General features: G+C 62.6%; 18 protein-coding genes. 11 read left to right on the forward strand and 7 right to left on the reverse strand.

The window, feature by feature from the left end; genetic code table 11:
* Nucleotides 1–31 precede the first annotated feature (31 nt).
* From ACZ5G6_RS05280 to ACZ5G6_RS05295, 4 genes are read left to right on the forward strand one after another with little or no spacing between them, the layout of a single operon-like run.
* Nucleotides 32–1543: a CoA-acylating methylmalonate-semialdehyde dehydrogenase gene (locus ACZ5G6_RS05280; protein WP_498689910.1), complete on the forward strand. Its 1512-nt coding sequence runs from the start codon at nt 32–34 to the stop codon at nt 1541–1543.
* A gap of 30 nt (nt 1544–1573) precedes the next feature.
* Entirely contained in the window at nt 1574–2491 is a 918-nt protein-coding gene (locus tag ACZ5G6_RS05285; RefSeq protein WP_498689912.1) for a sugar phosphate isomerase/epimerase family protein, read from the forward strand.
* Between the two features lie 30 nt (nt 2492–2521).
* On the forward strand, nt 2522–3535 hold the full coding sequence (locus ACZ5G6_RS05290) for a Gfo/Idh/MocA family protein (protein WP_223936047.1): 1014 nt from the start codon (nt 2522–2524) through the stop codon (nt 3533–3535).
* A gap of 9 nt (nt 3536–3544) precedes the next feature.
* Nucleotides 3545–4417: a sugar phosphate isomerase/epimerase family protein gene (locus tag ACZ5G6_RS05295; protein ID WP_498689914.1), complete on the forward strand. Its 873-nt coding sequence runs from the start codon at nt 3545–3547 to the stop codon at nt 4415–4417.
* Between the two features lie 85 nt (nt 4418–4502).
* On the opposite strand, the gene iolB is transcribed toward ACZ5G6_RS05295, so the two are convergent.
* On the reverse strand, nt 4503–5396 hold the full coding sequence (gene iolB, locus ACZ5G6_RS05300; RefSeq protein WP_498689916.1) for a 5-deoxy-glucuronate isomerase: 894 nt from the start codon (nt 5394–5396) through the stop codon (nt 4503–4505).
* A 17-nt stretch (nt 5397–5413) separates the two neighbouring features.
* Nucleotides 5414–6154 carry a GntR family transcriptional regulator gene (locus ACZ5G6_RS05305; RefSeq protein ID WP_223936050.1) on the reverse strand — a complete coding sequence of 247 codons (741 nt, stop codon included), beginning with the start codon at nt 6152–6154 and terminating at the stop codon, nt 5414–5416.
* Nucleotides 6155–6468: 314 nt separating this feature from the next.
* On the opposite strand from ACZ5G6_RS05305, the gene ACZ5G6_RS05310 reads away from it, so the two are divergent.
* The 3 genes from ACZ5G6_RS05310 (at nt 6469) to ACZ5G6_RS05320 (ending at nt 9523) form a co-directional block, all read left to right on the forward strand.
* On the forward strand, nt 6469–7464 hold the full coding sequence (locus ACZ5G6_RS05310) for a substrate-binding domain-containing protein (protein ID WP_498691761.1): 996 nt from the start codon (nt 6469–6471) through the stop codon (nt 7462–7464).
* A gap of 64 nt (nt 7465–7528) precedes the next feature.
* Nucleotides 7529–8587 carry an ABC transporter permease gene (locus ACZ5G6_RS05315; protein WP_223936052.1) on the forward strand — a complete coding sequence of 353 codons (1059 nt, stop codon included), beginning with the start codon at nt 7529–7531 and terminating at the stop codon, nt 8585–8587.
* A gap of 12 nt (nt 8588–8599) precedes the next feature.
* A complete protein-coding gene (locus tag ACZ5G6_RS05320) occupies nt 8600–9523 on the forward strand; it encodes an ATP-binding cassette domain-containing protein (RefSeq protein ID WP_498689919.1) in 924 nt (307 codons plus the stop codon).
* A gap of 63 nt (nt 9524–9586) precedes the next feature.
* Here the strand turns inward: ACZ5G6_RS05320 and ACZ5G6_RS05325 are convergent, their stop codons facing one another.
* Entirely contained in the window at nt 9587–10588 is a 1002-nt protein-coding gene (locus ACZ5G6_RS05325; RefSeq protein ID WP_498689921.1) for a LacI family DNA-binding transcriptional regulator, read from the reverse strand.
* Between the two features lie 159 nt (nt 10589–10747).
* On the opposite strand from ACZ5G6_RS05325, the gene ACZ5G6_RS05330 reads away from it, so the two are divergent.
* From ACZ5G6_RS05330 to ACZ5G6_RS05340, 3 genes are all read left to right on the forward strand, one after another.
* Nucleotides 10748–11935: a Gfo/Idh/MocA family protein gene (locus tag ACZ5G6_RS05330; protein WP_498689924.1), complete on the forward strand. Its 1188-nt coding sequence runs from the start codon at nt 10748–10750 to the stop codon at nt 11933–11935.
* Entirely contained in the window at nt 11932–12963 is a 1032-nt protein-coding gene (locus ACZ5G6_RS05335; protein WP_498689926.1) for a sugar phosphate isomerase/epimerase family protein, read from the forward strand. Before ACZ5G6_RS05330 ends, ACZ5G6_RS05335 begins: the two co-directional genes overlap by 4 nt.
* A gap of 84 nt (nt 12964–13047) precedes the next feature.
* Nucleotides 13048–14070: a Gfo/Idh/MocA family oxidoreductase gene (locus ACZ5G6_RS05340; RefSeq protein WP_498691764.1), complete on the forward strand. Its 1023-nt coding sequence runs from the start codon at nt 13048–13050 to the stop codon at nt 14068–14070.
* A 326-nt stretch (nt 14071–14396) separates the two neighbouring features.
* Here ACZ5G6_RS05340 and ACZ5G6_RS05345 read toward each other — a convergent pair whose 3' ends face one another.
* Nucleotides 14397–17312 carry a chitobiase/beta-hexosaminidase C-terminal domain-containing protein gene (locus ACZ5G6_RS05345; RefSeq protein WP_498689928.1) on the reverse strand — a complete coding sequence of 972 codons (2916 nt, stop codon included), beginning with the start codon at nt 17310–17312 and terminating at the stop codon, nt 14397–14399.
* A 126-nt stretch (nt 17313–17438) separates the two neighbouring features.
* Nucleotides 17439–18239 (reverse strand): gamma-glutamyl-gamma-aminobutyrate hydrolase family protein, encoded by an 801-nt coding sequence (locus ACZ5G6_RS05350; protein WP_223936057.1) that lies wholly within the window; start codon nt 18237–18239, stop codon nt 17439–17441.
* Nucleotides 18240–18312: 73 nt separating this feature from the next.
* Between ACZ5G6_RS05350 and ACZ5G6_RS05355 the strand changes: the two genes are divergently transcribed.
* Nucleotides 18313–19446 carry an LOG family protein gene (locus tag ACZ5G6_RS05355; protein WP_498689930.1) on the forward strand — a complete coding sequence of 378 codons (1134 nt, stop codon included), beginning with the start codon at nt 18313–18315 and terminating at the stop codon, nt 19444–19446.
* On the opposite strand, the gene ACZ5G6_RS05360 is transcribed toward ACZ5G6_RS05355, so the two are convergent.
* Nucleotides 19443–20345: a matrixin family metalloprotease gene (locus tag ACZ5G6_RS05360; RefSeq protein WP_498689932.1), complete on the reverse strand. Its 903-nt coding sequence runs from the start codon at nt 20343–20345 to the stop codon at nt 19443–19445. The genes ACZ5G6_RS05355 and ACZ5G6_RS05360 overlap by 4 nt on opposite strands.
* A gap of 117 nt (nt 20346–20462) precedes the next feature.
* Nucleotides 20463–21275 (reverse strand): matrixin family metalloprotease, encoded by an 813-nt coding sequence (locus ACZ5G6_RS05365; protein WP_498691766.1) that lies wholly within the window; start codon nt 21273–21275, stop codon nt 20463–20465.
* Nucleotides 21276–21341: the final 66 nt, after the last annotated feature.

Consider the following 21341-nt stretch of genomic DNA (forward strand, 5'->3'; position numbering starts at 1 on the left):
TCCCTCAAGCTACCGACAAGGAAGTCAACACATGTCGACGACGACCACTCTGACCACAATTAACCACTTCATCAACGGCGCGGAAACGTCCGGTGAAGGTGACCGGACCCAGCCCGTCTACAACCCCGCGACCGGGCAGGTCACGGCGGAGCTGCGCCTGGCTAACGAAGCCGATCTGGATGCCACGGTCGCGGCGGCGAAGAAGGCCGCGGAGTCCTGGGGTGACATTTCCCTGGCGAAGCGCACCGCGGTGCTGTTCAAGTTCCGCGAACTCGTCGCAGGGCACGTGGACGAACTCGCCGAGCTGATCACGGCCGAGCACGGCAAGGTCCTCTCCGACGCCAAGGGCGAGATCGGCCGCGGCCTGGAAGTCATCGAGTTCGCCTGCGGCATCCCGCAGCTGCTCAAGGGCGACTACTCGGACCAGGTCTCCACCGGTATCGATGTCTTCTCCTTCCGCGAACCCCTGGGCGTCGTCGCCGGCATCACGCCGTTCAACTTCCCTGTCATGGTGCCGCTGTGGATGGCCCCGATGGCGGTCGCCACCGGCAACGCGTTCATCCTCAAGCCCTCCGAACGGGACCCGTCCGCGCCGATGCTGCTGGCCAAGCTGTGGAAGCAGGCCGGCCTGCCCGATGGTGTGTTCCAGGTCCTGCACGGCGGCAAGGAAACCGTTGACGGTTTGCTGACCCACCCGGACGTGGACGGCATTAGTTTTGTTGGTTCCACCCCGATCGCCCAGTACGTCCACGAGACCGCCACCCGGCACGGCAAACGGGTCCAGGCCCTGGGCGGGGCGAAGAACCACGCCATCATCATGCCCGACGCCGACCTGGACAACGCCGCGGACCACCTCGCGGCCGCCGCGTTCGGTTCCGCCGGGGAACGCTGCATGGCCATCTCCGTCGCCGTCGCCGTCGGGGACGCCGCGGAGTTGATCGTGAAAAAGGTTCAAGAACGCGCCCTGGCCGTGAAAGTCGCCAACGGCACCGAGCCCGACGCCGAAATGGGACCGGTCATCACCCCGGCCTCCAAGGAACGCATCCTGCGGATCGTTACCGAAGCCGAAACCGCCGGCGCGGCCATGGTCGTGGACGGCCGCGACCTCGTGGTCCCTGGCCACGAAGACGGGTTCTGGGTCGGCCCCACCGTGATCGACCACGTGGGCACCGAAATGAGCGCCTACACCGAGGAAATCTTCGGCCCCGTCCTGGTCGTGGTCCGCGTCGCCGACCTCGAAGAAGGCATCGCGCTGATCAACGCCAACCCCTACGGCAACGGCACCGCGATCTTCACCTCCAACGGCGCCGCAGCAAGGAAGTTCCAGCGCTCCGTGACCGTGGGCATGGTGGGCATTAACGTGCCCCTGCCTGTCCCGGTGGCCTACCACTCCTTCGGCGGCTGGAAGAACTCCCTCTTCGGCGACAAGCACATCTACGGCCCCGAAGGCGTCTCCTTCTACACCCGCGGCAAAGTCATCACCTCCCGCTGGCCAGAACCCACCCACGCCTCCGGCGCCTCCTACAACTTCCCCTCCAACTAACAGCCCTCCCCGAAGAAAGACACCGCTGTCATGACTGATGTCGAGAACAAGCTCATCATTGGCACCGCCCCGGACTCCTGGGGTGTGTGGTTCGCCGATGACCCCCAGCAGACTCCGTGGGAACGGTTCCTGGATGAGGTTGCTGAATCCGGCTACAAATGGATCGAACTGGGTCCCTACGGCTACCTGCCGAACGATCCCACCCGTTTGGCAGAAGAGCTCAAGCAGCGCGACCTCCAGGTCACTGCCGGCACGGTCTTCACGGCGTTCCACCGCGGTGCCAAGCAGTACGACGAAGCGTGGGAGCCCGCACGCAAGGTTGCCGAACTCACTGCAGCCATGGGTGGCGAGCACATCGTGGTCATTCCCGCGATGTGGCGCGACGACGTCACTGGCGAGGCCGTGGAAAACGGCGAACTGGCCGACGAGCAGTGGGCAGACCTCTTCGCTGGACACAACCGCATGGGCAAGGTCCTCCTCGAAGACTTCGGCCTGCACCAGCAGTTCCACTCACACGCCGACTCGCACGTCGGCGCGCAGAAGGACATCGAGACCCTGCTGGGTGCCACGGATCCCCAGTACTTGAGCCTTTGCCTGGACACTGGTCACGCGGAATACTGCGGCGCCTCCAGCCTGGAACTCATCAAGAACTACCCGGACCGCATCGGCTACCTGCACTTGAAGCAGATCAACCCGGAGGTCCTCGCCGAGGTCAACGAGAAAAACATGACCTGGGCAGCCGCAAACCTCGCCGGCGTCATGACCGAGCCGCCGAACGGCCTCCCGGACCTGCGCGCCGTCATCGAAGCAGTTGAGGGCCTCAACCGGCCGATCTTCGGCATCGTGGAACAAGACATGTACCCGGTAGCGTTCGATGTGCCGATGCCCATCGCCAAGCGAACCCGGAACTACCTCCTTTCCTGCGGATCCCGCACACGGGTCCAGTAACAAAACCGAACCTCACAAAGGACAGAAACAGTGACAAAGACTCTCCGTGTCGCAGTCATCGGCGCAGGCCGCATGGGTGCGGACCACATCAAGCGGCTCAGCACGCGCATCCACGGCGCTGAAGTAGCCGCCGTCGTCGACGTCGACCTTGCCCGGGCGGAAGCCGCCATCGAGGGTATCGACGGCGCTGTGGCGCTGGCCAGTGCCGATGAGGCGCTCAACAACGGTGACGTCAACGCAGTGCTGATCGCCACCCCTGGTTTCCTGCACGAGGAAATCCTCTACAAGGCACTGGAGAAGGACTTCCCGATCCTCTGCGAGAAGCCGCTGACCCCTGACGCTGACAGTGCTTGGAAGGTTGTCCAGGCAGAGGTCGCTTTGGGCCACCAGCGCATCCAGGTGGGTTTCATGCGACGCTTTGATGCCGAATACGCGGCGCTGGGTTCGATCATCCGCAACAGCGAATTGGGGGAGCTGTTGATGTTGCACCACCAGCACCGCAACCCGACCACGCCGGAGGGCTTCACCAACGAGATGCTGATCAACGACTCCGTGGTTCACGAGTTCGACGCCATCCGCTACTTCACGGGTGAGGAAATTACGTCAGTTCAGGTACGCCTGGGTAAGCCGACGCGCAACGCCCCGAATGGCCAGCACGACCCCCAGCATGTGCTGCTCGAGACCGAATCCGGCGTGTTGGCCGACGTCGAGATCTACGTCAACGCAAAGTTCGGCTACCAGGTTGCCACGCAGGCGTCCTTTGAGGATGGCATCGTGAGCATCGGCGGGGACAGCGGCCCTTACATCCAGTCTGCCGGCAAATGGGGCGGCAGCGTCACCCCGGGCTTCGAGGAGCGCTTCGGAGCAGCGTACGACGTCGAGGTGCAGGCTTGGGTGGACGCCGCCCTCCGCGGCGAAATTGGCGGCCCCACCGCTTGGGACGGCTACGCCACGGCCGCTTGCTGCGAGGCCGGCGTCGAAGCGCAGAAGTCGGGCGAGAAGGTAAAGGTCCAGCTGAACACCAAGCCGGATCTCTACAAGTAGGGAACTCAGATGAAGATTGCCCTTGATCCCACACCGTTCCATCACACGCACAGCCTTCTGGAGTTCCCGCGCGTTGCGGCCGATCTAGGCTACAAGTACCTGCAGATGACCCCGCATGCGGACCTCATCCCGTTCTTCAACCACCCCAAGGCCGATGACGAGCTCGTGGGCAAGCTGAAAGCAGCGTGTAGGGATGCCGGCGTCGAGATCGCCTCCGTCCTGCCCGTGCTGCGTTGGTCGGGCCCGGACGAGGACGCCCGCGAGGCTGCGGTCCGCTACTGGAAGCGCGCTATCCAGATCGCCGTGGACCTTGGCGTCCAGACCATGAACACAGAGTTCAGTGGGCGTCCGGAGAAGGCCGAGGAGTCCGAACGCGCGTTCTACCGCTCCATGGAGGAGCTCCTGCCGATCATTGAGCGCGAAGACATGGATGTGCTGATTGATCCCCATCCAGACGACTTCGTGGAAGACGGCCTCGCAGCGCTGCGCGTGATCCGGGGCGTCAACTCCCCGAACATCGGCATGGTCTACGTTGCCTCACACACGTTCCACATGGGCAACAAGCCGTTGGAGATCATGCGTGCAGCTGGCGACAAGCTGCGCTTGGTTCACGTGTCTGACACCATGAACCACCACGCCTCCCACGGCCTCCGGTACATCACCAACCCGCCCGGCAACGCTGTCCGCGTCCACCAGCACCTCAAAATCGGCGACGGCGATGTGAACTGGGACGAATTCTTCGGCGGCTTGAAGGAGATCGGCTTCCTGGACAAGGAGAACACGGTTATGGTCTCGTCGGTGTTCGCAGAGGACGAGAACGCCGAGGATGTTTCCCGCTACCAGCTCAAGACGATGAACGACTACATCGCCGGGACAAAATAAGTAGTTTCCCTAAAGCCAAGGCCCCTAAGAACATTTCTTAGGGGCCTTGGCTGTACACAAACTCGCTTGGTTGTGCTTCGGATAGTTACGCGCCGAACGGGAGGCGGGGGTCGATGTCCTGGCCTTCCCATGTCTGGCGGATCCAGCCGTGGTGGGGGTCGTCGCTGATGAGCCAGTCACGAACCCGGCCGGGCCCAGCCATGACGTTGAGGTAGTAGAGGTCGTAGCCCGGGGCTGCCATGGCTGGTCCGTGCCAGCCGTAGGGAACCAGGACTACATCGCCGGTGCGGACTTCTGCGGAGACGTCGATGGGCCGGTCGTCGGAGGCGTAGACGCGGGCGTAGCCGATTGCGTCTGAGTCCGCGGGGGCCGGGGAGTCAGGAGCGACGCGTGTTTCGAAGTAGTAGATCTCCTCGAGGTGCGTCTCGCCTTCCTTCTCCTCATCGTGCTTGTGGGGAGGGTAGGAGGACCAGTTGCCGGCAGGAGTGATGACTTCGCAAACGATGAAGCGGTCAGCCTCAAGCGCAGCCGGTGTGCCGAAATTATGTACCTGACGGGAGCAGTTGCCTGCGCCTCGCAGCTCTACGGGGGTCTCGGCCGCCGTGATCAGGCGCGTGGGGTACTCAGCCTTGGCAGGTGCGGTCGCAACTGCAACCCGGCCGCCGTCGTTCGAGCTGATGGTGACCGTTTTATCGATACCCGTGTACAGGACGTCACTGGGCCCGTGGAAAACCGACTGCCGGCCCGCGAGGCTGTACTCGCCGTCGTCGACCGTGACGGTGAAGGAGCCGCTCAGCGGCACCACGATGCGCTCTTCGGCAGCGGCAGGAAGTTCGACGGCGGCACCCGCAGCGAGCGTCGCAACCTTCAGTCCCGTATGGGCCCAGCCATCAACGGCCAGGGTGGAATCGGAGGTTCCGAGCGATACGTCCCATTTGCCGTCCGTTGCAGTTCCCAGTGGGTAGACCCAATTGGCCATAAGTATGTGTCCTTGCGTTAGCGCTGTACGAGTGTCATTTCGAAGCTGTAGGAATCTGCCCGGTAGACGTGGTGGCCCGTTTCAACCATGCGTCCGGTATCGTCCACCGCGGTGCGTTCCATGGTGACAAGGGCTGATCCGACCTCGGCTTCGAGGAGTGGGGCCTGGTAGTCGTTGGCGATCATGGCGCCGATGCGCTGGGATGCCAACCGGAAATTCACGCCGCCGCGACGAAGGATGGCGTAGAGCCCTTCGCTTGCGAGCTGGGCTTCGTCCATGCTGGTGATGTCGTCACGGACCCAGTTCTCCATGAGTGCCAGGGGCTTGCCGCCGACTTTGCGGAGACGGGTGAAGTGGTAGACCTTTGACCCGGGCGGAAGCTGGAGCGCGGTGAGCGTTGCTGCGTCGGCCTCCACGTGGGAGAAGCTGAGCACATCCGTGGTGGGCTTCTTGCCGTTGTTGCTGAGGTCGTCGTACAGGCTGGAGAGCTCCAGGGGCCGCCGCACCTGGCTGGAAACAACCTGTGTGCCAACGCCACGTTTACGGACAAGGAGGCCGGAGCGGACCAGCTCGTCCATTGCCTTTCGCATGGTGGGGCGGGACAGGTTGAGCTGTGCGGCAAGGTCGATTTCGTTGTCCAAGCGGCTGCCCGGTTCCAGAACGCCGCTATGGATGGCAGCTTCGATCCCCTGGACCACTTGGTGATAGAGCGGCACCGGGGACGAACGGTCGATGCTGAGGCTGAGTTGGTTCGCCACGGGTATCTCCTAGCCTGCGGAAGGCCGGCCGGGGGAGCAGGATGCTCCTCCTCGGCCGGATGGATGAGTTTGTCCCGTCATGTTCTCTTGATAGGACATACTGCCTTTTTCTGATAATAGCAGCCAGCCCGGGCTGGTCAAGGAAGCGGCGGCAAGCCGGGCTGGGGCGTCATCTACTCGAGGAACTTACGTTAAAACATCCTAATGTCAGGACAAAGTATTGACAAAGTGTGAGGCGAGTCACCATGATCGAGGTAGCAGGCGATCCGGCACGAGTCTCCGGACGCCCGAAGCTGACATCAAAGGAGATAACGGTGGCAAAATTCTCGTGGCGCAAAGCGGCAGTCGTCGCAGCAGTGGTTCCGTTGGTAGCCCTGAGCGCCTGTTCGAGCCAGGGCGGCAAGCCGGCAGATTCCGGTGGAGGTGCAGGCGCCGGACAGGTAGCCAGCACGGAACGCATGAAAGTTGCCCTGATTACGCACGCGGCGGCTGGGGACACCTTCTGGGACATTGTCCGCAAGGGCGCAGAGGAAGCATCAAGCAAGGACAACGTAGAACTCCTGTACACCAGCGATCCCGAAGCCGGGCGCCAGGCGCAGCTTGTTCAGCAGGCCATCGACCAGAAAGTTGACGGCATTGCTGTCACGGTGGCGACTCCGGATGCGTTGAAGGATGTACTGAAGAAGGCCACCGCTGCGGGCATCCCCGTGGTCAGCCTCAACGCCGGCGAATCCGTTTCCAGCCAGCTGGGCGCCTTCACGCACTTTGGCTCCAACGAACAGCTCGCTGGCGAGGCTGTCGGCACCCGGCTCGCGTCAGAAGGCTACAAGCACCCCGTTTGCGTCATTCAGCAGCAAGGCCACGTGGGCCTGGAAGCGCGCTGCGCCGGCGTAAAGGCCAAGGTTCCGGCAACGGAAATCCTCTACGTTGACGGCAAGGACATGACCGCCGTCCAGTCAACGGCCACAGCGAAACTCCAGGCGTCCAAAGATGCCGATGTGATCATCGGTCTCGGCGCCCCTATCACCCTCACCCTGCTCAAGTCCGTTGCCGACGCCGGCAGTTCGTCCAAGGTAGCCAGCTTCGACCTCAATGCCGAACTTGCCCAGAAGATCGTAGACGGCCAAGTAATCTTCACCGTTGACCAGCAGCCATGGCTTCAGGGCTACATGTCAGTAGACGCACTTTGGCAGGCAAAGCGCGGCGGCTTCAAGATCGGCGGCGGCCAGCCTGTCCTGACCGGACCAACCATCGTGGACAAGACCAACGCCTCAGATGTCCTCAAGTTCGCCCAGCAGGGCGTCCGCTAGATCCAGGCATCCGGCTGCGCGGCGGGGAACCGCCGCGCAGCCTGACCAACAAGGAGTCATTCCTATGGCAAATACAACAACTCTGCCGCCGGCGGGGGCTTCGGCCCCTGGCGACGAACGGGTCGGACGCCGTAGTCCGGTCCAAAAGTTCCTGGCCAGGCCCGAGGTCGGTGCGCTGGTCGGTGCGGTAGTCCTTTTCATTTTCTTCGCCTCCGTTTCCCAGACGTTCACGCAACCGAACGCGCTGGCCACCGTGCTCTACGGTTCATCGACCATTGGCATCATGGCAGTGGGGGTTTCCCTGTTGATGATCGGTGGCGAGTTCGATCTTTCCACGGGTGTTGCCGTGATCTCGTCGGCCCTGACCGCCTCACTTTTCAGCTGGAACTTCTCGCTGAATGCATGGGTTGGTGTCGCCCTCGCCCTGGTGGTCTCGTTGGGCATCGGGTTCATCAACGGCTGGATCCTGGTCAAGACCAAACTTCCGAGCTTCATCGTCACACTGGCGACCTTCCTCATGTTGACGGGCCTCAATCTCGCACTGACCCGTCTTATCGGCGGCAGCGTATCCTCGCCGTCGATCTCCAAGCTGGACGGCTTCGAATCAGCACGAGCTGTGTTTGCATCCTCCATCAGCATCGGCGGAGTGGAAGTCAAGATCACAGTGTTCTTCTGGATCGTCCTTGTAGCAGTGGCCTCGTGGATCCTGCTGCGCACCCGCGTTGGCAACTGGATCTTCGCAGTGGGCGGCGACGCCAATGCTGCCCGCGCAGTTGGCGTCCCCGTGACCAAGACCAAGATCGGCCTCTTCATGGCGGTTGGTTTCTGCGGCTGGATCCTGGGCATGCACAATCTCTTTGCCTTCGATGCCGTGCAGTCCGGTGAAGGCGTTGGCAACGAGTTCCTCTACATCATTGCTGCCGTCATCGGTGGCTGCCTCCTGACAGGCGGCTACGGCTCGGCAGTGGGCGGCGCTATCGGTGCCTTCATCTTTGGCATGGCCAACAAGGGCATCGTTTACGCACAATGGAATCCAGACTGGTTCAAGTTCTTCCTGGGCTTGATGCTCCTGCTGGCCACCATCGTGAACCTGATCGTCAAGCGCCGGGCAGAGCTCAAGTAAGGGGCCGGAACAATGAACGCACAACAGATCGACCAACAGACACTGCTGAAAGACGAGAAGGACCCGTTGACGCACACACCAGTGCACCTGCTGTCACTCGATGGCATAGGCAAGCACTACGGCAACATCATCGCCCTGCGCGATGTAACCATGGCCGTGGACAATGGTCGGGTCACCTGCGTCCTGGGCGACAATGGCGCCGGCAAGTCCACGCTCATCAAGATCATCGCGGGCCTGCACCAGCACGACGAAGGCACCTTGCACGTGATGGGCGATGCCAGGAAGTTCAATTCACCAAGGGACGCCCTCGACGCCGGTATCGCCACCGTCTACCAAGACCTGGCCGTGGTTCCCTTGATGCCCATCTGGCGTAACTTCTTCCTTGGCTCGGAGCTGACCAGTGGGTTCGTGCCGTTCAAGAGCATGGATGTCCAGAAAATGAAGGACATCACCAAGAAGGAACTTGCTGACATGGGCATCGACTTGCGCGATGTTGAACAGCCCATAGGCCAGCTTTCCGGCGGCGAGCGCCAGTGTGTGGCCATCGCCCGGGCCGTGTACTTCGGTGCGAAGGTGCTGATCCTGGACGAGCCCACAGCTGCGCTTGGCGTGAAGCAGTCCGGCGTTGTGCTTCGGTACATCCTGCAGGCCCGCGACCGTGGCCTTGGGGTCATCTTCATCACCCACAACCCGCACCACGCCTTCCCCGTGGGTGACCGCTTCCTGCTGCTCAAGCGCGGCAAGTCGATCGGCTACTACGACAAGAAGGACATCACCTTGGATGAGCTGACGGCACAGATGGCCGGCGGCGCAGAACTTGCGGAACTAGCCCATGAGCTTGAACAGCTCGGCGGACACACCGAGGCCCTTAAGGAAGTCAAGGCCGAGGTAGCGGACGTGGCTGATGCTGCACCGGAAAGCGCGAAGCGGCACTAGCTTTTCCGTGGTGGACCTGCCCGGAGCATCTGTTGGCTCCGGGCAGAGCCGCGTTCGATTCCCCTAGCGAACGGCCGACGTCGTGCCGCGGAGTACCAGCGTCGGCTCGATGAGCTTCCGCACCGGTTCCAGCGTCGGATCGTCGATTCTGGCCAGCAGCCTTTGCGCAGCGTCCACGCCCACAACGTCGCTTCGGTTATCGATGGACGTGAGGTCCAGGAAGCGCGACTTGGCCAACGGGGAGTTGTCATACCCGATCACGGAAATATCGTGGGGGACTGAAAGCCCACGGGCTTTGATGGCGGCGAAAGCGCCCAGCGCCATGGTGTCGTTGGCGGCGAAGACCGCTGTGGTGTCCGGGTGGTGGTCCAGAAGCCAACAAGCGGCGCTGTATCCGTCTTCTTCTGATGTTCCCGCGGACTCGCTGATCACGACTTCGACGCCGGCTGCCTCGAGGGCGCGCCGGTAACCGGCGCGCCGGTGTGCTGACGCGCCGTCGGACCCGGAAAGGTGGCCGATGCGGCTGTGGCCTAACCCCAGCAGATGGTTGGCCGCCATGGTGCCCCCGTTGTCGTCGTCGTTGGTTATCAGGTCCGCACCTGTCGGGACGCCTTTGCGCCATCCGGCAACCACAGTGGGCACCCACGTCTTGGTGAGCATGGACTCGCTGGGCTCCGCGGCAAGGACCAAGGCATCCACGTGCATGGCCAGGAGGCCGTCCGTGGCTTCCTTGATGCGGTTCTCGCCAGGTCTGGAGTCCGCGAGCATGACCTGGTAGCCAAGATCCGAAAGGACAGATTCCATGCCCCGGAGGAGATCGACGAACCAGAGGTTCCGGTAATCGTCGATCACCAGGCCGATGCTCTTGGTGCGGTTGCTGGCGAGGGTTGTGGCGGCGCGGCTGGGCCGGTAGCCCAGATCGTGGATTGCCTTTTGGACGGCGTCCCGACGCTTTTCACTGATCCTTCCGGGGTCCTTGAGGAACAAGGAAACCAACGACGGCGAGACTCCTGCCTGGGTGGCGACGTCGTAGAGGGTGGGTCGTCGGGTCTGTGCGCTTTTCAACGGAATCGGTGTGCCTTTCTTGTCTGTCCTTGAGGATAGTCGGTTAGTGATTGACAGGACATATAGACATAGTTACGATCAAACCCAGCGTAAAAATTGTAGCGCTACAAAATGCCGTCCAGCGCCCCACGCGGCGGCGAAATTTCGAAGGAGAAATCAATGGCTGAAAGCCTCGGCGTCGCCGTCATCGGTGCAGGCATGGCCGGCAAGGCCCACGCTGCCGCGTACCGCACGGCATCTGCCCTCTACAGCCCCGTGCTGCCCCCGGTTCGCCTGGTCTCGATCGGGGACGTCAACGCCGAATTCGGTTCCCTGGCTGCTCGCCGTTTCGGGTACGAGCGCAACGACACTTCATGGCAGGCAATCGCCGAAGCTGACGACATCGACGTCGTCAGCGTGGTCATCGCCAACTCCCTGCACCGTGAAGTAGTGGAAGGCCTGCTCGCTGCCGGCAAGCACGTGCTCTGCGAGAAGCCGCTGAGCGACACCCTGGAAGACGCCCGCGCCATGGCCGATGCCGCGCGTGCCGCCGAGGCCCGCGGAACACTGGCCCGCATCGGATTCACTTTCCGCCGGACGCCCGGCATCGCGTACATCCGGGACCTGATCCGCAACGGCGCCCTTGGCAACGTCCTGCACTTCAGCGGCCGGTACTGGACCGATTACGGATTCAGCCCCGCAGCTCCCATGAGCTGGCGCTACAAGGGCGGCCCCGGCTCCGGTGCCCTGGCCGACGTCGGAAGCCACCTGACGTATGTCTCCGAATTCCTCTGCGGCGACATCAAGTCCATCAGCGGTGGCCGCCTCACGACCGCCATCGACAAGCGGCCGCTGCCGCTCGGCGCCGTGATCGGACACGAGCACGCTGCAGTCAGCGATACCTTCGAAGCCGTTGAGAACGACGACTACGCAGCCTTCAACGCTGAGTTCGCGAACGGCGCAGGCAGCTTCGAAGTCTCACGCGTTGCAGCCGGTCACGCCAACAGCCTCCAATTCGAGGTGTTCTGCGAGAACGGTGCCGCCAAGTTCGACCAGCGCCGGCCGTCCGAAATCCAGCTGTTCCTCAACGATGGCTCCGGTAACCAGAACGGCTACCGCCAGGTCATCCTCGGCCCGGAGCACCCGTATATCGCTGGCGGCCTCGCCATGGATGCCCCGGAAGTTGGTTTCGGCCAGAACGACGCGTTCGGCTACCAGGCGCGTGCATTCCTCGAGGAGGTTGCAGGCCTCGGCGAAGAAGAATCCCTGCCCCGCTGCGCCACCTTTGACGAAGGTGTCCGCAATATGGACCTCCTGGGTGCCGTCACCGAGTCCGCACTTAACAACGGAAAGAAGATCACGCTATGAAGCTTGGCGTCTACAACGCGATCCTGCACGACCGTCCGCTTCCCGAGGCGCTGAAGGTCATTGCCGATCTGGGCCTCACGGGCATCGAGATCAACACCGGCGGGTTCCTGCCTGCCGTGCACGTCCCCACGTTTGACCAGATCCTGGAAAGCGACGCAGCGCGCGACGACTACCTGGCGATCTTCGAAGGTACCGGCGTTTCCATCGCGGGACTGAACTGCAACGGCAACCCGCTGCATCCGAAGCACGAGATTGGCGAGAAGCACGCAGAAGACATCCGCCGCTCCATTCGACTCGCCCACCGCCTCGGCCAGAACCGCGTGGTCACCATGTCCGGCCTGCCCGGCGGCGAGCCCGGCGCCACCACCGTCAACTGGGTGGTCAACGCGTGGAACTCAGCAGCGCTGGACGTCCTGGATTACCAGTGGGATGTGGCCGCTGCGTTCTGGAGAGAAACGGACCGCCTCGCTGCTGACCATGGCGTCAAGGTGGCACTTGAACTGCACCCTCAGAACCTCGTCTTCAACACGGCCGATGTCTACAAACTCATCGAACTCACCGGAGCCACCCATGTTGGTGTCGAGCTGGACGCTTCCCACCTGTTCTGGCAGCAGATGGACCCCGTTGCTGTGGTCCGCGAACTCGGCCCCCTGGTGTTCCAGGCAGCTGCGAAGGACGTCCGTGTGAACAAGGACAACGCTGCGCTTTACGGAGTACTGGACAACAGCTTCCGCCGACTCTCACCCGACGAGCCCCGTACCAACCTCGGTGGCGACGAGTGGGCCAACGAATGGCCCAGGAACTCGGCCTGGGACTTCGTTGCACTTGGCCGCGGACATGACACAGCGTTTTGGACCGAGTTCCTCCGTGCCCTTTACGAGGTTGACCCCAACATGCTGGTCAACATCGAACACGAGGACGTTTCCCTTGGCCGCATCGAAGGGCTTGAAGTTGCGGCAAAGGTCCTTAAGGATGCCGATGCGGCACTGGAAGCGTCAGTTGACGTTCCCGCCGTGCCTGCCATTTGACAGGACAAACTGACAAGGTTTACTGTCGCCTCAAGACTCCCTGTGAGGAATCACCTTCTGCTGCATTGACGGAGACAGAGAATGATGAAGCAAGTAACCCTGGGCCTGGTAGGTGTTGGCCGAATCGGTGTGATGCACGCTAAGAACATCAGCGTGCTCAACCAAGTCCTGAACCCGGAGGGCGTCCAGGTTCAGCTAAAGCTGACGGACGTGGCGGAGGAACACGCCCGGTCCGTGGCCGCCGAATGTGGAGCGGAATTCTTTGGTTCGGTGGCCGGGCTCATCTCCTCGGGAGTGGATGGGCTGGTCATCGCAACCGGCACGGCGACACACCCGGACCTCATCCGCACGGGCGTGGATGCTGGAATTCCCGTGTTCTGCGAGAAACCCGTGGCCGTGAATGTTGCGGAGTCACTGCCGGTCCTGGAGTACATCCGCGAGAGGGCCGGAACCGTGCAGATCGGCCACCAACGCCGATTCGATGCCGGCTACCTGGAAGCCAAACGCGCGTACGAAGCCGGGGAGTTGGGCTGGATCCACTCCGTCCGTGCCCTCACATGCGACATGACCCCGCCGCCCGTTCAGTTCCTGGCAACCTCCGGCGGGCTGTTCCGGGATTGCTCCGTCCACGACTTCGACATCCTCCGCTGGCTCACCGGCAAGGAAATCGTGGAGGTTTATGCCAGAGGTTCCAACAATGGGGACCCGGCAATCGGTGAGGTGGGCGACGTCGATACCGCCCTGGCGGTAGTAACGTTCGACGACGGCACGGTGGGTACGGTGTCGGCCAGCCGTTACAACGGGGCCGGGCATGATGTGCGGCTGGAACTCCAGGGCTCGGACGGCTCGATTGCGGTTGGCATGGATGAACACATGGCTGTCCGGTCGGCTGAGCCAGGGGTCACGTTCCCGTACGGAATCTCCCATAAGACTTTTGCCGAGCGCTTCGACCAGGCCTACCGCTCTGAGATGGCTGCGTTTGTTGAGCTGGTCCTGGGGGAGCGCAAGAATCCGTGCACGCCCGAGGACGCCGTCGCTGCTTCCAAGGTTGCTGACGCCGCCCAGGAGTCCCTCGAAACCGGCGTCCCGGTCCGCGTCGCCCCCTGATCCTCTCCCACGTCCTGCGGCTTTTTTCCCGATCCTCTCTCACATCCTGTGGCTTTTTTCCCGATCCTCTCTCACATCCTTGGGGATTGGCGGCGTTCCTCTCTCCCTTGCGTCAGGAAAGCCACGACGTCGGCACCTGACTTGGGTGCCGACGTCGGGACCTACCGCGCGTGGGATGTGAGAGAGGATCGGTGAAAGAGCGCCTCGATGTGAGAGAGGATCGGTGAAAATGCGCCTCGATGTGAGAGAGGATCGGACGTAGCTGACGCGGGCCGGATGAGTCTGGGGGAAAACTCCGACCCGCGCCAGGTCTATGGGGGGGCTGATCAGGCGATGACCTTCATGGCCTGCCAACCCGTGCCGAGGCTAACGGGCGGAACGTTGCCAAGCGTTCCGCTTCCCGATCCGGGATAGAGCCACAAAGTGTCTCCGATGCGGCCTACGACGTCGTTCTTACCGTCGCCGTCAAGGTCCCGTGGCCCGGCCATCGCAGTGCGGGTTCCCCATCCAGTCCCGATCTGCGTCCATTGCAGCCAGCCCCCGGAACCATTGCCCGGATATAGCCATAATGCGCCTGTATCAGTGCGCCGCGCCAGTACATCTGCCTTGCCGTCACTGTTGAAATCACCAGTGCTGAAGATGGCGTTCATGACGCCCCAACCCCAGCCGACTGTGTAGGGAGTCCGCTGCCCTCCGGCACCATTTCCTTCATACAAGCGGAGGTCGCCGTTGCTGCGACGTCCCATGAAATCGGGAATGCCGTCACCACTGAAATCCCCTGGGGAGAACAGCTGTGTCATGGTGCTCCAACCGGTGCTGACCTGTTTGCGTGCGCCGAAGCTGCCTGCGCCGTCACCGGGATAGAACCACAGAATGTCGCCGGACCGTGCCAGGAGGTCGGGCTTCCCGTCGCTGTTGAAGTCGCCCGGGGTGATGGTGTCTGTGTTGGATGACCATGCTGGGGCCGGCAAGGCGAGCTGCCGAGGCGAGAGCCCGCCTGCGCCGTTACCGGGATACAGGTAGAGGTTGCCGGCGGTATCGGCCGCCAGAACGTCAGCGCGGCCGTCGCCGTTGAAGTCATGGGCCGACGGCGGTCCGGCAACGGGAACGGTGTACGTCTGGGTACCCACAGCCGAAGTGTTGCCTGAAGTATCCACGCCTATGTATTTCAGCGTCAGGGTGGAGCTGCCCATCACGATCGGGCTGGAGTACTTGATGTTGGAAGCAGATTCCGTGGCCGTGGGGGTGCTGCCGTTGGTGGTGTAGTAGATAGCGGCCCCTGGCTCGTTCGCGGTCAGCGTGATCGTGGCGCCGCTGGCCAGTGCCCGCCCGGTGGGAGTGGCAGTCACAACGGGAGCCGTCGTGTCCGGGGGAACCGTGTAGGTCTGTGTTGCGACATCGGAGGTATTACCAGCCGTATCCTTCGCGAAGTACTTCAGGGTCATGGGGCCCGGCCCATTGAAGGTTATTGGCGCGGTATATACCAGGCCGGCAGTGAGGGGATCCGTGCCGTCCGTGGTGTAGCGGATTTCGGCTGGCTCGTTGGCGGACAAGGTGATGGTGGTACCTGCTGCGTAGGCGCCGCCGACAGGGTTGGCTGTCACCACAGGCTTGGTGATATCAGGGCCTGTTGAGTACGTCTGCGTGGCCACGGCAGACGAATTGTTGGCACCGTCAACGGCGAAGTACTTCAGGGTCATCGGTCCGTTCAGCGGGATGGGGCTGGCGTACTTGCTGCTTGCCGTCGTGGGCGTGCTGCCGTCCGTGGTGTAGTAGATCGTCGCTGTCTCATTGGCTGTGAGTGTGATGGTCTGGCCCACCGCGTAGGTTCCACCCGGAGGCGTCGCGGTCACCACGGGGGCCACGTTGTCCGCTCCGAGATAGGCCTCAAACTCGGCCAAACCGGCGTTGGTGGTAGTGCCACTGACTGAGGTGATGCTGAACCGCACCGAGCTCACGGTCTTGGACGGGAAATTGATAGTGAGCCCGGAACCGTTATTGGGAAGCGCCGGGACCGTCACCGTGCTTCCATCCGAGAACAACAGGTTTCCTCCGGTGACCTGGTCAGAAAGGAGCGGCCGGTCGAACAAGGTCACGGAGTTGATGGTCCTTGTGGGGGAGAAGTTGTATTGAATCCAGCTGCCTGCCTTTTCAGCGGCTGTCACCCACTCACGGTTTGCGTCCATGGGAGTGCCCCACGCGTACCCATCCCGGGCTTTCTCAGGACTCTGGGCTGTTGCTTTCTGGGATGACGCCGTGACAGTGGTTCCAGCGGATCTCGCGGCGTTGCCCACCCACTCAATGGCCGTGATGTACTGCCGTTTCAGCCACTCGTCATAGGGGGAATCCGGGCATCCTTCGCCTGGACTGCTGCAGATGTACATGTCGAAATCCGCGAACCGCACGAACGTGTCCACTTTCGTGGTGAGTTCAGCGCCGGTCACGTTCTGGGGGTACTCGTCAATCACGTAGGCGTCGTAGGCCAGTGAAGTGTGGGGTCCGGTGTAGCTGCGCGTTGCCAACTGTGCGAATTTGGCGGTTGCCCAATGGTCGCTGTGGTCATACGGGCTGTTGAAGTTGCCGGTCCAATCCTGTGTACGGAACGTGGTTGGTTGGAAGTTGGCCACCAGCCGGTTCAACGCGGTCTGGAACTGCGATTTGGTAAATGTGGCTGCGTTGTCCACGGGCCTGATGGAGGAAAGCCGTCCGTCCCAAAGTTTGAGGATGCTCTGGTCGTTGTACGCCGCGCTGCCGTCTCCATTCGGGAAACCATCAGGAAGGCGCATGAACACTACCGAGATGTTGGGTGCGCCATTGAGAGTTTGCATGGTCAGCGGCCGGTTTGGAACGCCTGCGTCCGTTGTAGTCCACGAATCAGTCACGCCTGCCATCTTGGAGTAACTGGCCCTGATTCCGGCTTCCAGGCTCTTCCAATACACGGCACCCTCGCCGGCCTCGCCCGCAGTTGTGAACACCGTCTGGACGCAGCGTTTGGCCTGGATGTCCCTCATGAAGTCCGGGCTGAGGAAAAGCAGGTCATCGTCCGTGTGAGCCACGATCTGCATGGCACCGCCGGTTCCGGCGCATGGCGGTACGGCTGCCGCTGCAGGGGCGGCCGAATATGCGGCCAGTCCCGCGAAGGCCAGCAGCGGACCAAGGATCAGGCTTACAAGCCGCGTGCTGAAGAAATGGGATTGCCGATTCGAACGACTGCCACGATGGACGTATTTTGGACGGTCCACAACCATGCTCCTTTGAGCAGATGTTGGGCCCCCCAGCCGGCAAACTTACAACGCCCACAGGACGTCATTCAATGGAGTTATGCGCTGGCCGAGCTTTCAGCAGAGCTGAAAGCGATGCAGTGAGCGCTACTGTACTCCTCCAGGCCGGGCCTGGGTAGGGTTCCGGCACACTTCCACGAACGCTTTGAAGGGCGCCAGCCGCACGCTATCGGGAAGCTGGGAAGCCTCCGGATGCCACTGCACTGAAGCAACCCAGCGGGAAGGGTCCTCGAGCGCTTCCACAGTGCCGTCGTCGGCGATGGCCGTCACCACCAGACCTTCGCCCACCCTGGCCACGGCCTGGTGATGCCCTGAGGCGATCTTGATGGACGTCCCTTCCGGCGAGCCATAAAGGGCGGCGGTCTTCGATCCGGGGGTCAGCACTACGTCATGCCAGGCCCACTCTTTGGCTGTGGGGTCGTCGGGATCCAGTCCGTTGTGGTTGACGATGGACGGTGCCATGTCCTGGATCAACGTCCCCCCGTAGAGCACATTCAACAATTGATGGCCGCGGCAGATCCCCAGCAGCGGAAGCCCGGCGTCGATCGTGGCCCGGGCGACGTCAATGTCCAGATGGTCCTGTTCCGGATTCACGTCATACACCGAATCCTCCGGGTCCTGACCGTAAAGACGCGGTTCCAGGTCCCCGCCACCGGGCAACAGCACGCCGTCGAGCGTTTTCATGACCGAGGCCAGGCGCCCTGCGCTGTCGGCCGAAACGGGAGTCAGCAGCACCGGCTGCGCACCGGCTTCACGGAGCAAATCCACAATGAAGGTGAAGAGTTGGTTGGCTTCGCCCACCCGGGCGTCGGAATTGTCTGAGCTGCTGAGGCGGACCGGAACTCCGATACGTGGCCGGGCGCCAGCGGCGTCATCTGAAGTCTTCATGCTTCATCATGCAACGGAATGTCGCCTTGCACGTAACGGGACTCAAGCCGTTCGGCACTACTACGCTGATGCCATGAATCCATCCGGTGCCTTGAACCCGAGTCCGCGGACCCTCGACGTCGAAAGCATTGTCCATTTCGACAAATTGGTTACGTCCGGGGCAGGGTCCATGCACGGCTGGCACGCGCAGTCCTTGGACCTGCGCGGCCGCTCGCGGGAACTGAAAATGATGGACCCGCAGGGCGCGATCTTCCTCGGATGCACTTTCGACGACGGCATTGAGGAGAGCCTGCGAAGCCGGGGCGCACTCATCTTTCCCAAGATGCGCGGCGTGCCCTTCAACCCCTATCGTGGCGCCCTCTACACGGCAAGGGAACTCTATGAGGACATTTCCGCCACTGAGTATGAAGCAACGCTGGACGCGAGGATTTATGAGTGGAGCATTCTTCCGGGAAAGCATGCAAGCCTCGACGCAACGCTCGCCGCGGCACTCCACGACCACGCAATTGGCGACGCCCTGGATGAACTGCTGGGCAACGGGGAACTATCAGGCACCAAGCTCGTGGGCGTGATGGGTGGACACGCCGCTCAACGCGGAACCAAGGAATTCGCCGACGCCGCGCGGCTGGGCAGGTTGCTCGCGCAAGCCGGATTCACGGTAGCTACCGGCGGTGGTCCCGGCGCAATGGAAGCGGCCAACATGGGCGCCTACCTCAGTGGACTGCCCGACGCCGATTCCACCGCGGCGCTGCAAGTGCTAGCTTCCGTTCCTGGGTTCAGGCCCTCGGTGACGGCTTGGGCGCGGCAAGCAGCCGCCGTCGTCGAAAGTTATCCGGAAGGCACCGCGACGCTGGGAATACCCACCTGGTTCTACGGTCACGAGCCACCAAACCTGTTCTCCACGCACATCGCCAAGTACTTCGCCAACGCGATCCGCGAAGCGATTCTCCTGGAGCTTTGCAACGGCGGGATCGTGTTCCTGCCGGGTTCGGCCGGAACCGTACAGGAGATCTTCCAGGACGCCTGCGAAAACTACTACGGTGCCCCCGAAACCATCACTCCCATGGTCCTGGTGGGCCGGGCCCATTGGGAACGGACGTACCCGGCATGGCCCATGCTGCGGAGCCTCGCCGCCGGGAGGCCCATGGCGGACAGAATCTTCCTGGTGGACACGGTGGAGGACGCGCTCGCAGTCGTGGCCAGCTAGAAGTCCTTGCTGCAGGGGCCTGAGCCAAGCTGGGCAAGGCCCGTCTTGTCTCCGGCGGCGTACTGGCGAACCCACGAGGCTTGGTCGTACATCAGCTGGCGGGGGTCATCAACATGGTCCAGGCCAAGCACATGCCCGAGTTCGTGCATGATCACGGCGGTGCCCACTTCCTTGCCCTGGGGCGAGTCCATGATCCCGGCGAACTGCGGCGCATCCAACGACACCGAGCCAGTCACATACGCCTTGTATCCGTTGCTCAGGCCGATAGAGGAGCTTCCACCCAGGCCCACAGTTTGGCCGGTCAGCCGGGGCACCTGCTCCGGGGTGGTCCAGGCAATGAGCACCGGGGCCCAGCGGTCGCCGTAGGTGGTGGGCTGGTAGCCGGCCCTGTTGGTGGTGGGGATCTCGGACGTCGGGCCGTCATAGATGAACTTGAGGCCGGAGGCCAGGCTGGCCTGTCGAACGGCGTCTTCCACCATGGAATACCAGCCGGTCGGGGCCAGATCTGCGTTCACGACGTAGTGGATCGGCCTGCAGGGGGAGTAGGCGAGGGGGGTTCCGTCCTCCTTGACGGCCAGGAATTTATAGGAAGTGCTGGTCCGCTGCAACGGCGCCGGCGTGCCCAGGGGTGCATCGGCTTCTTCAAAGCCGGGAAGTGGATCCTGGCGTTGGCCAAAGGGAACCAGCCCTGGCCGCGGCGCTTGGCTTTGCGTAGCGGAATCGGACCAGAACCGTTGCAGTTCGCCACTGAAGTATGCACCGGCACAGACTAAACCGAGAATGCCTAGCAGGAGCAGGATGGCGGCGATACTGCTGTGCTTGATGGGTTGCTTGACGGGTGGTTGATAAGGCGGCGGGGGATAGGGGTCTGGCCATGGTGGCGACCCATAAGGTTCCATCGGACCCCCTCACGGGACGGCCCAATCGGACGGTGTGCGCCGCCGTCGGCCGCTTCCGTCAGGATAGAACCCATGGCGCCGCGAGTCCATGGCGATTTGCGGGCCGGCTGCGCAGCTTCAGATGTCCTTGCGGCAGGGAGCGGAGGCCAGCAGGTGAAGGCCGTTCAGGTCGCCTGCAGCCAACCCGTCCGGGGCGCCAATCTCCGGGTACATCAGTTGAACAGGATCATCAACGTGGTCCAAACCCATGACATGCCCCAGCTCATGCTGCATGACCGCCAGAACGTAGTCAGAACCGCCTTCCTCGGCAAGGAGCTCCGCCACTTGCGGGGTGTCGAGCTCCAGGCTGCCGGTGATGTAGCTCTTGGGGCCGTTGTTGAGGGAGTACATGGTGCTGCCGCCCGTACCGATGACGTTGTCAGCCAGCGCCGGAGCTGCCTCGGGAGTGGTCCATGAAATCAGCAGCGGAGCCCACCGGTCGCCGTACTTGGATGGTTGGTACGGTTCGCGCTTCCCGGTTGGCAACTCGTCTGTGCTGCCATCGTTGACGAACTGGATTCCGGACGCTGCGGAGATATTGGCGATTGCGGTGCTGAGCAGCCTGTCCGTACCCTCAGGCGCGGTGGCGCCATTCACCACGTAGTGCAAGGGGCGGCACGGTGAGTACCCAACCGGAGTGCCGTCGTCGTTGGTTGCCAGGAACTTGTACGAATCGCTGGCGTGTTCTGGAGCCAGCGGCGAGGCCAGCGGGGCGTCTGCCTCTTCCACTCCCGGAGGCGGTGCGTCCAGGGCCCGGGGCGGGGCCTGCTGGCTTGGCTCACTCTTGGGCGAATTGGGCAGGGCAATGCCCGGAAGCAGGCTGGTGATGCGAGGATCGCCGTGGAGGAGGCCGCTGACGAACACAGCCACCACGGCGGCGAGGACAGCCATGAGTAGGCCGCGAAGAATCTGGAGGGTTGTGCCGGCACGACGGTGTTTTGGCGCGCGCAACGGCGA

Source organism: Arthrobacter sp. TmtSoilC51 (assembly GCF_055388015.1).

Bases quoted from the DNA above. Each gene is read 5' to 3' on its own strand.
- ACZ5G6_RS05280 (WP_498689910.1), top strand. From the start codon at position 32: ATGTCGACGACGACCACTCTGACCACAATTAACCACTTCATCAACGGC.
- ACZ5G6_RS05285 (WP_498689912.1), top strand. From the start codon at position 1,574: ATGACTGATGTCGAGAACAAGCTCATCATTGGCACCGCCCCGGACTCC.
- ACZ5G6_RS05295 (WP_498689914.1), top strand. From the start codon at position 3,545: ATGAAGATTGCCCTTGATCCCACACCGTTCCATCACACGCACAGCCTT.
- iolB (WP_498689916.1), bottom strand. From the start codon at position 5,396: ATGGCCAATTGGGTCTACCCACTGGGAACTGCAACGGACGGCAAATGG.
- ACZ5G6_RS05315 (WP_223936052.1), top strand. From the start codon at position 7,529: ATGGCAAATACAACAACTCTGCCGCCGGCGGGGGCTTCGGCCCCTGGC.
- ACZ5G6_RS05320 (WP_498689919.1), top strand. From the start codon at position 8,600: ATGAACGCACAACAGATCGACCAACAGACACTGCTGAAAGACGAGAAG.
- ACZ5G6_RS05330 (WP_498689924.1), top strand. From the start codon at position 10,748: ATGGCTGAAAGCCTCGGCGTCGCCGTCATCGGTGCAGGCATGGCCGGC.
- ACZ5G6_RS05335 (WP_498689926.1), top strand. From the start codon at position 11,932: ATGAAGCTTGGCGTCTACAACGCGATCCTGCACGACCGTCCGCTTCCC.
- ACZ5G6_RS05340 (WP_498691764.1), top strand. From the start codon at position 13,048: ATGAAGCAAGTAACCCTGGGCCTGGTAGGTGTTGGCCGAATCGGTGTG.
- ACZ5G6_RS05350 (WP_223936057.1), bottom strand. From the start codon at position 18,239: ATGAAGACTTCAGATGACGCCGCTGGCGCCCGGCCACGTATCGGAGTT.
- ACZ5G6_RS05355 (WP_498689930.1), top strand. From the start codon at position 18,313: ATGAATCCATCCGGTGCCTTGAACCCGAGTCCGCGGACCCTCGACGTC.
- ACZ5G6_RS05360 (WP_498689932.1), bottom strand. From the start codon at position 20,345: ATGGAACCTTATGGGTCGCCACCATGGCCAGACCCCTATCCCCCGCCG.
- ACZ5G6_RS05365 (WP_498691766.1), bottom strand. From the start codon at position 21,275: ATGGCTGTCCTCGCCGCCGTGGTGGCTGTGTTCGTCAGCGGCCTCCTC.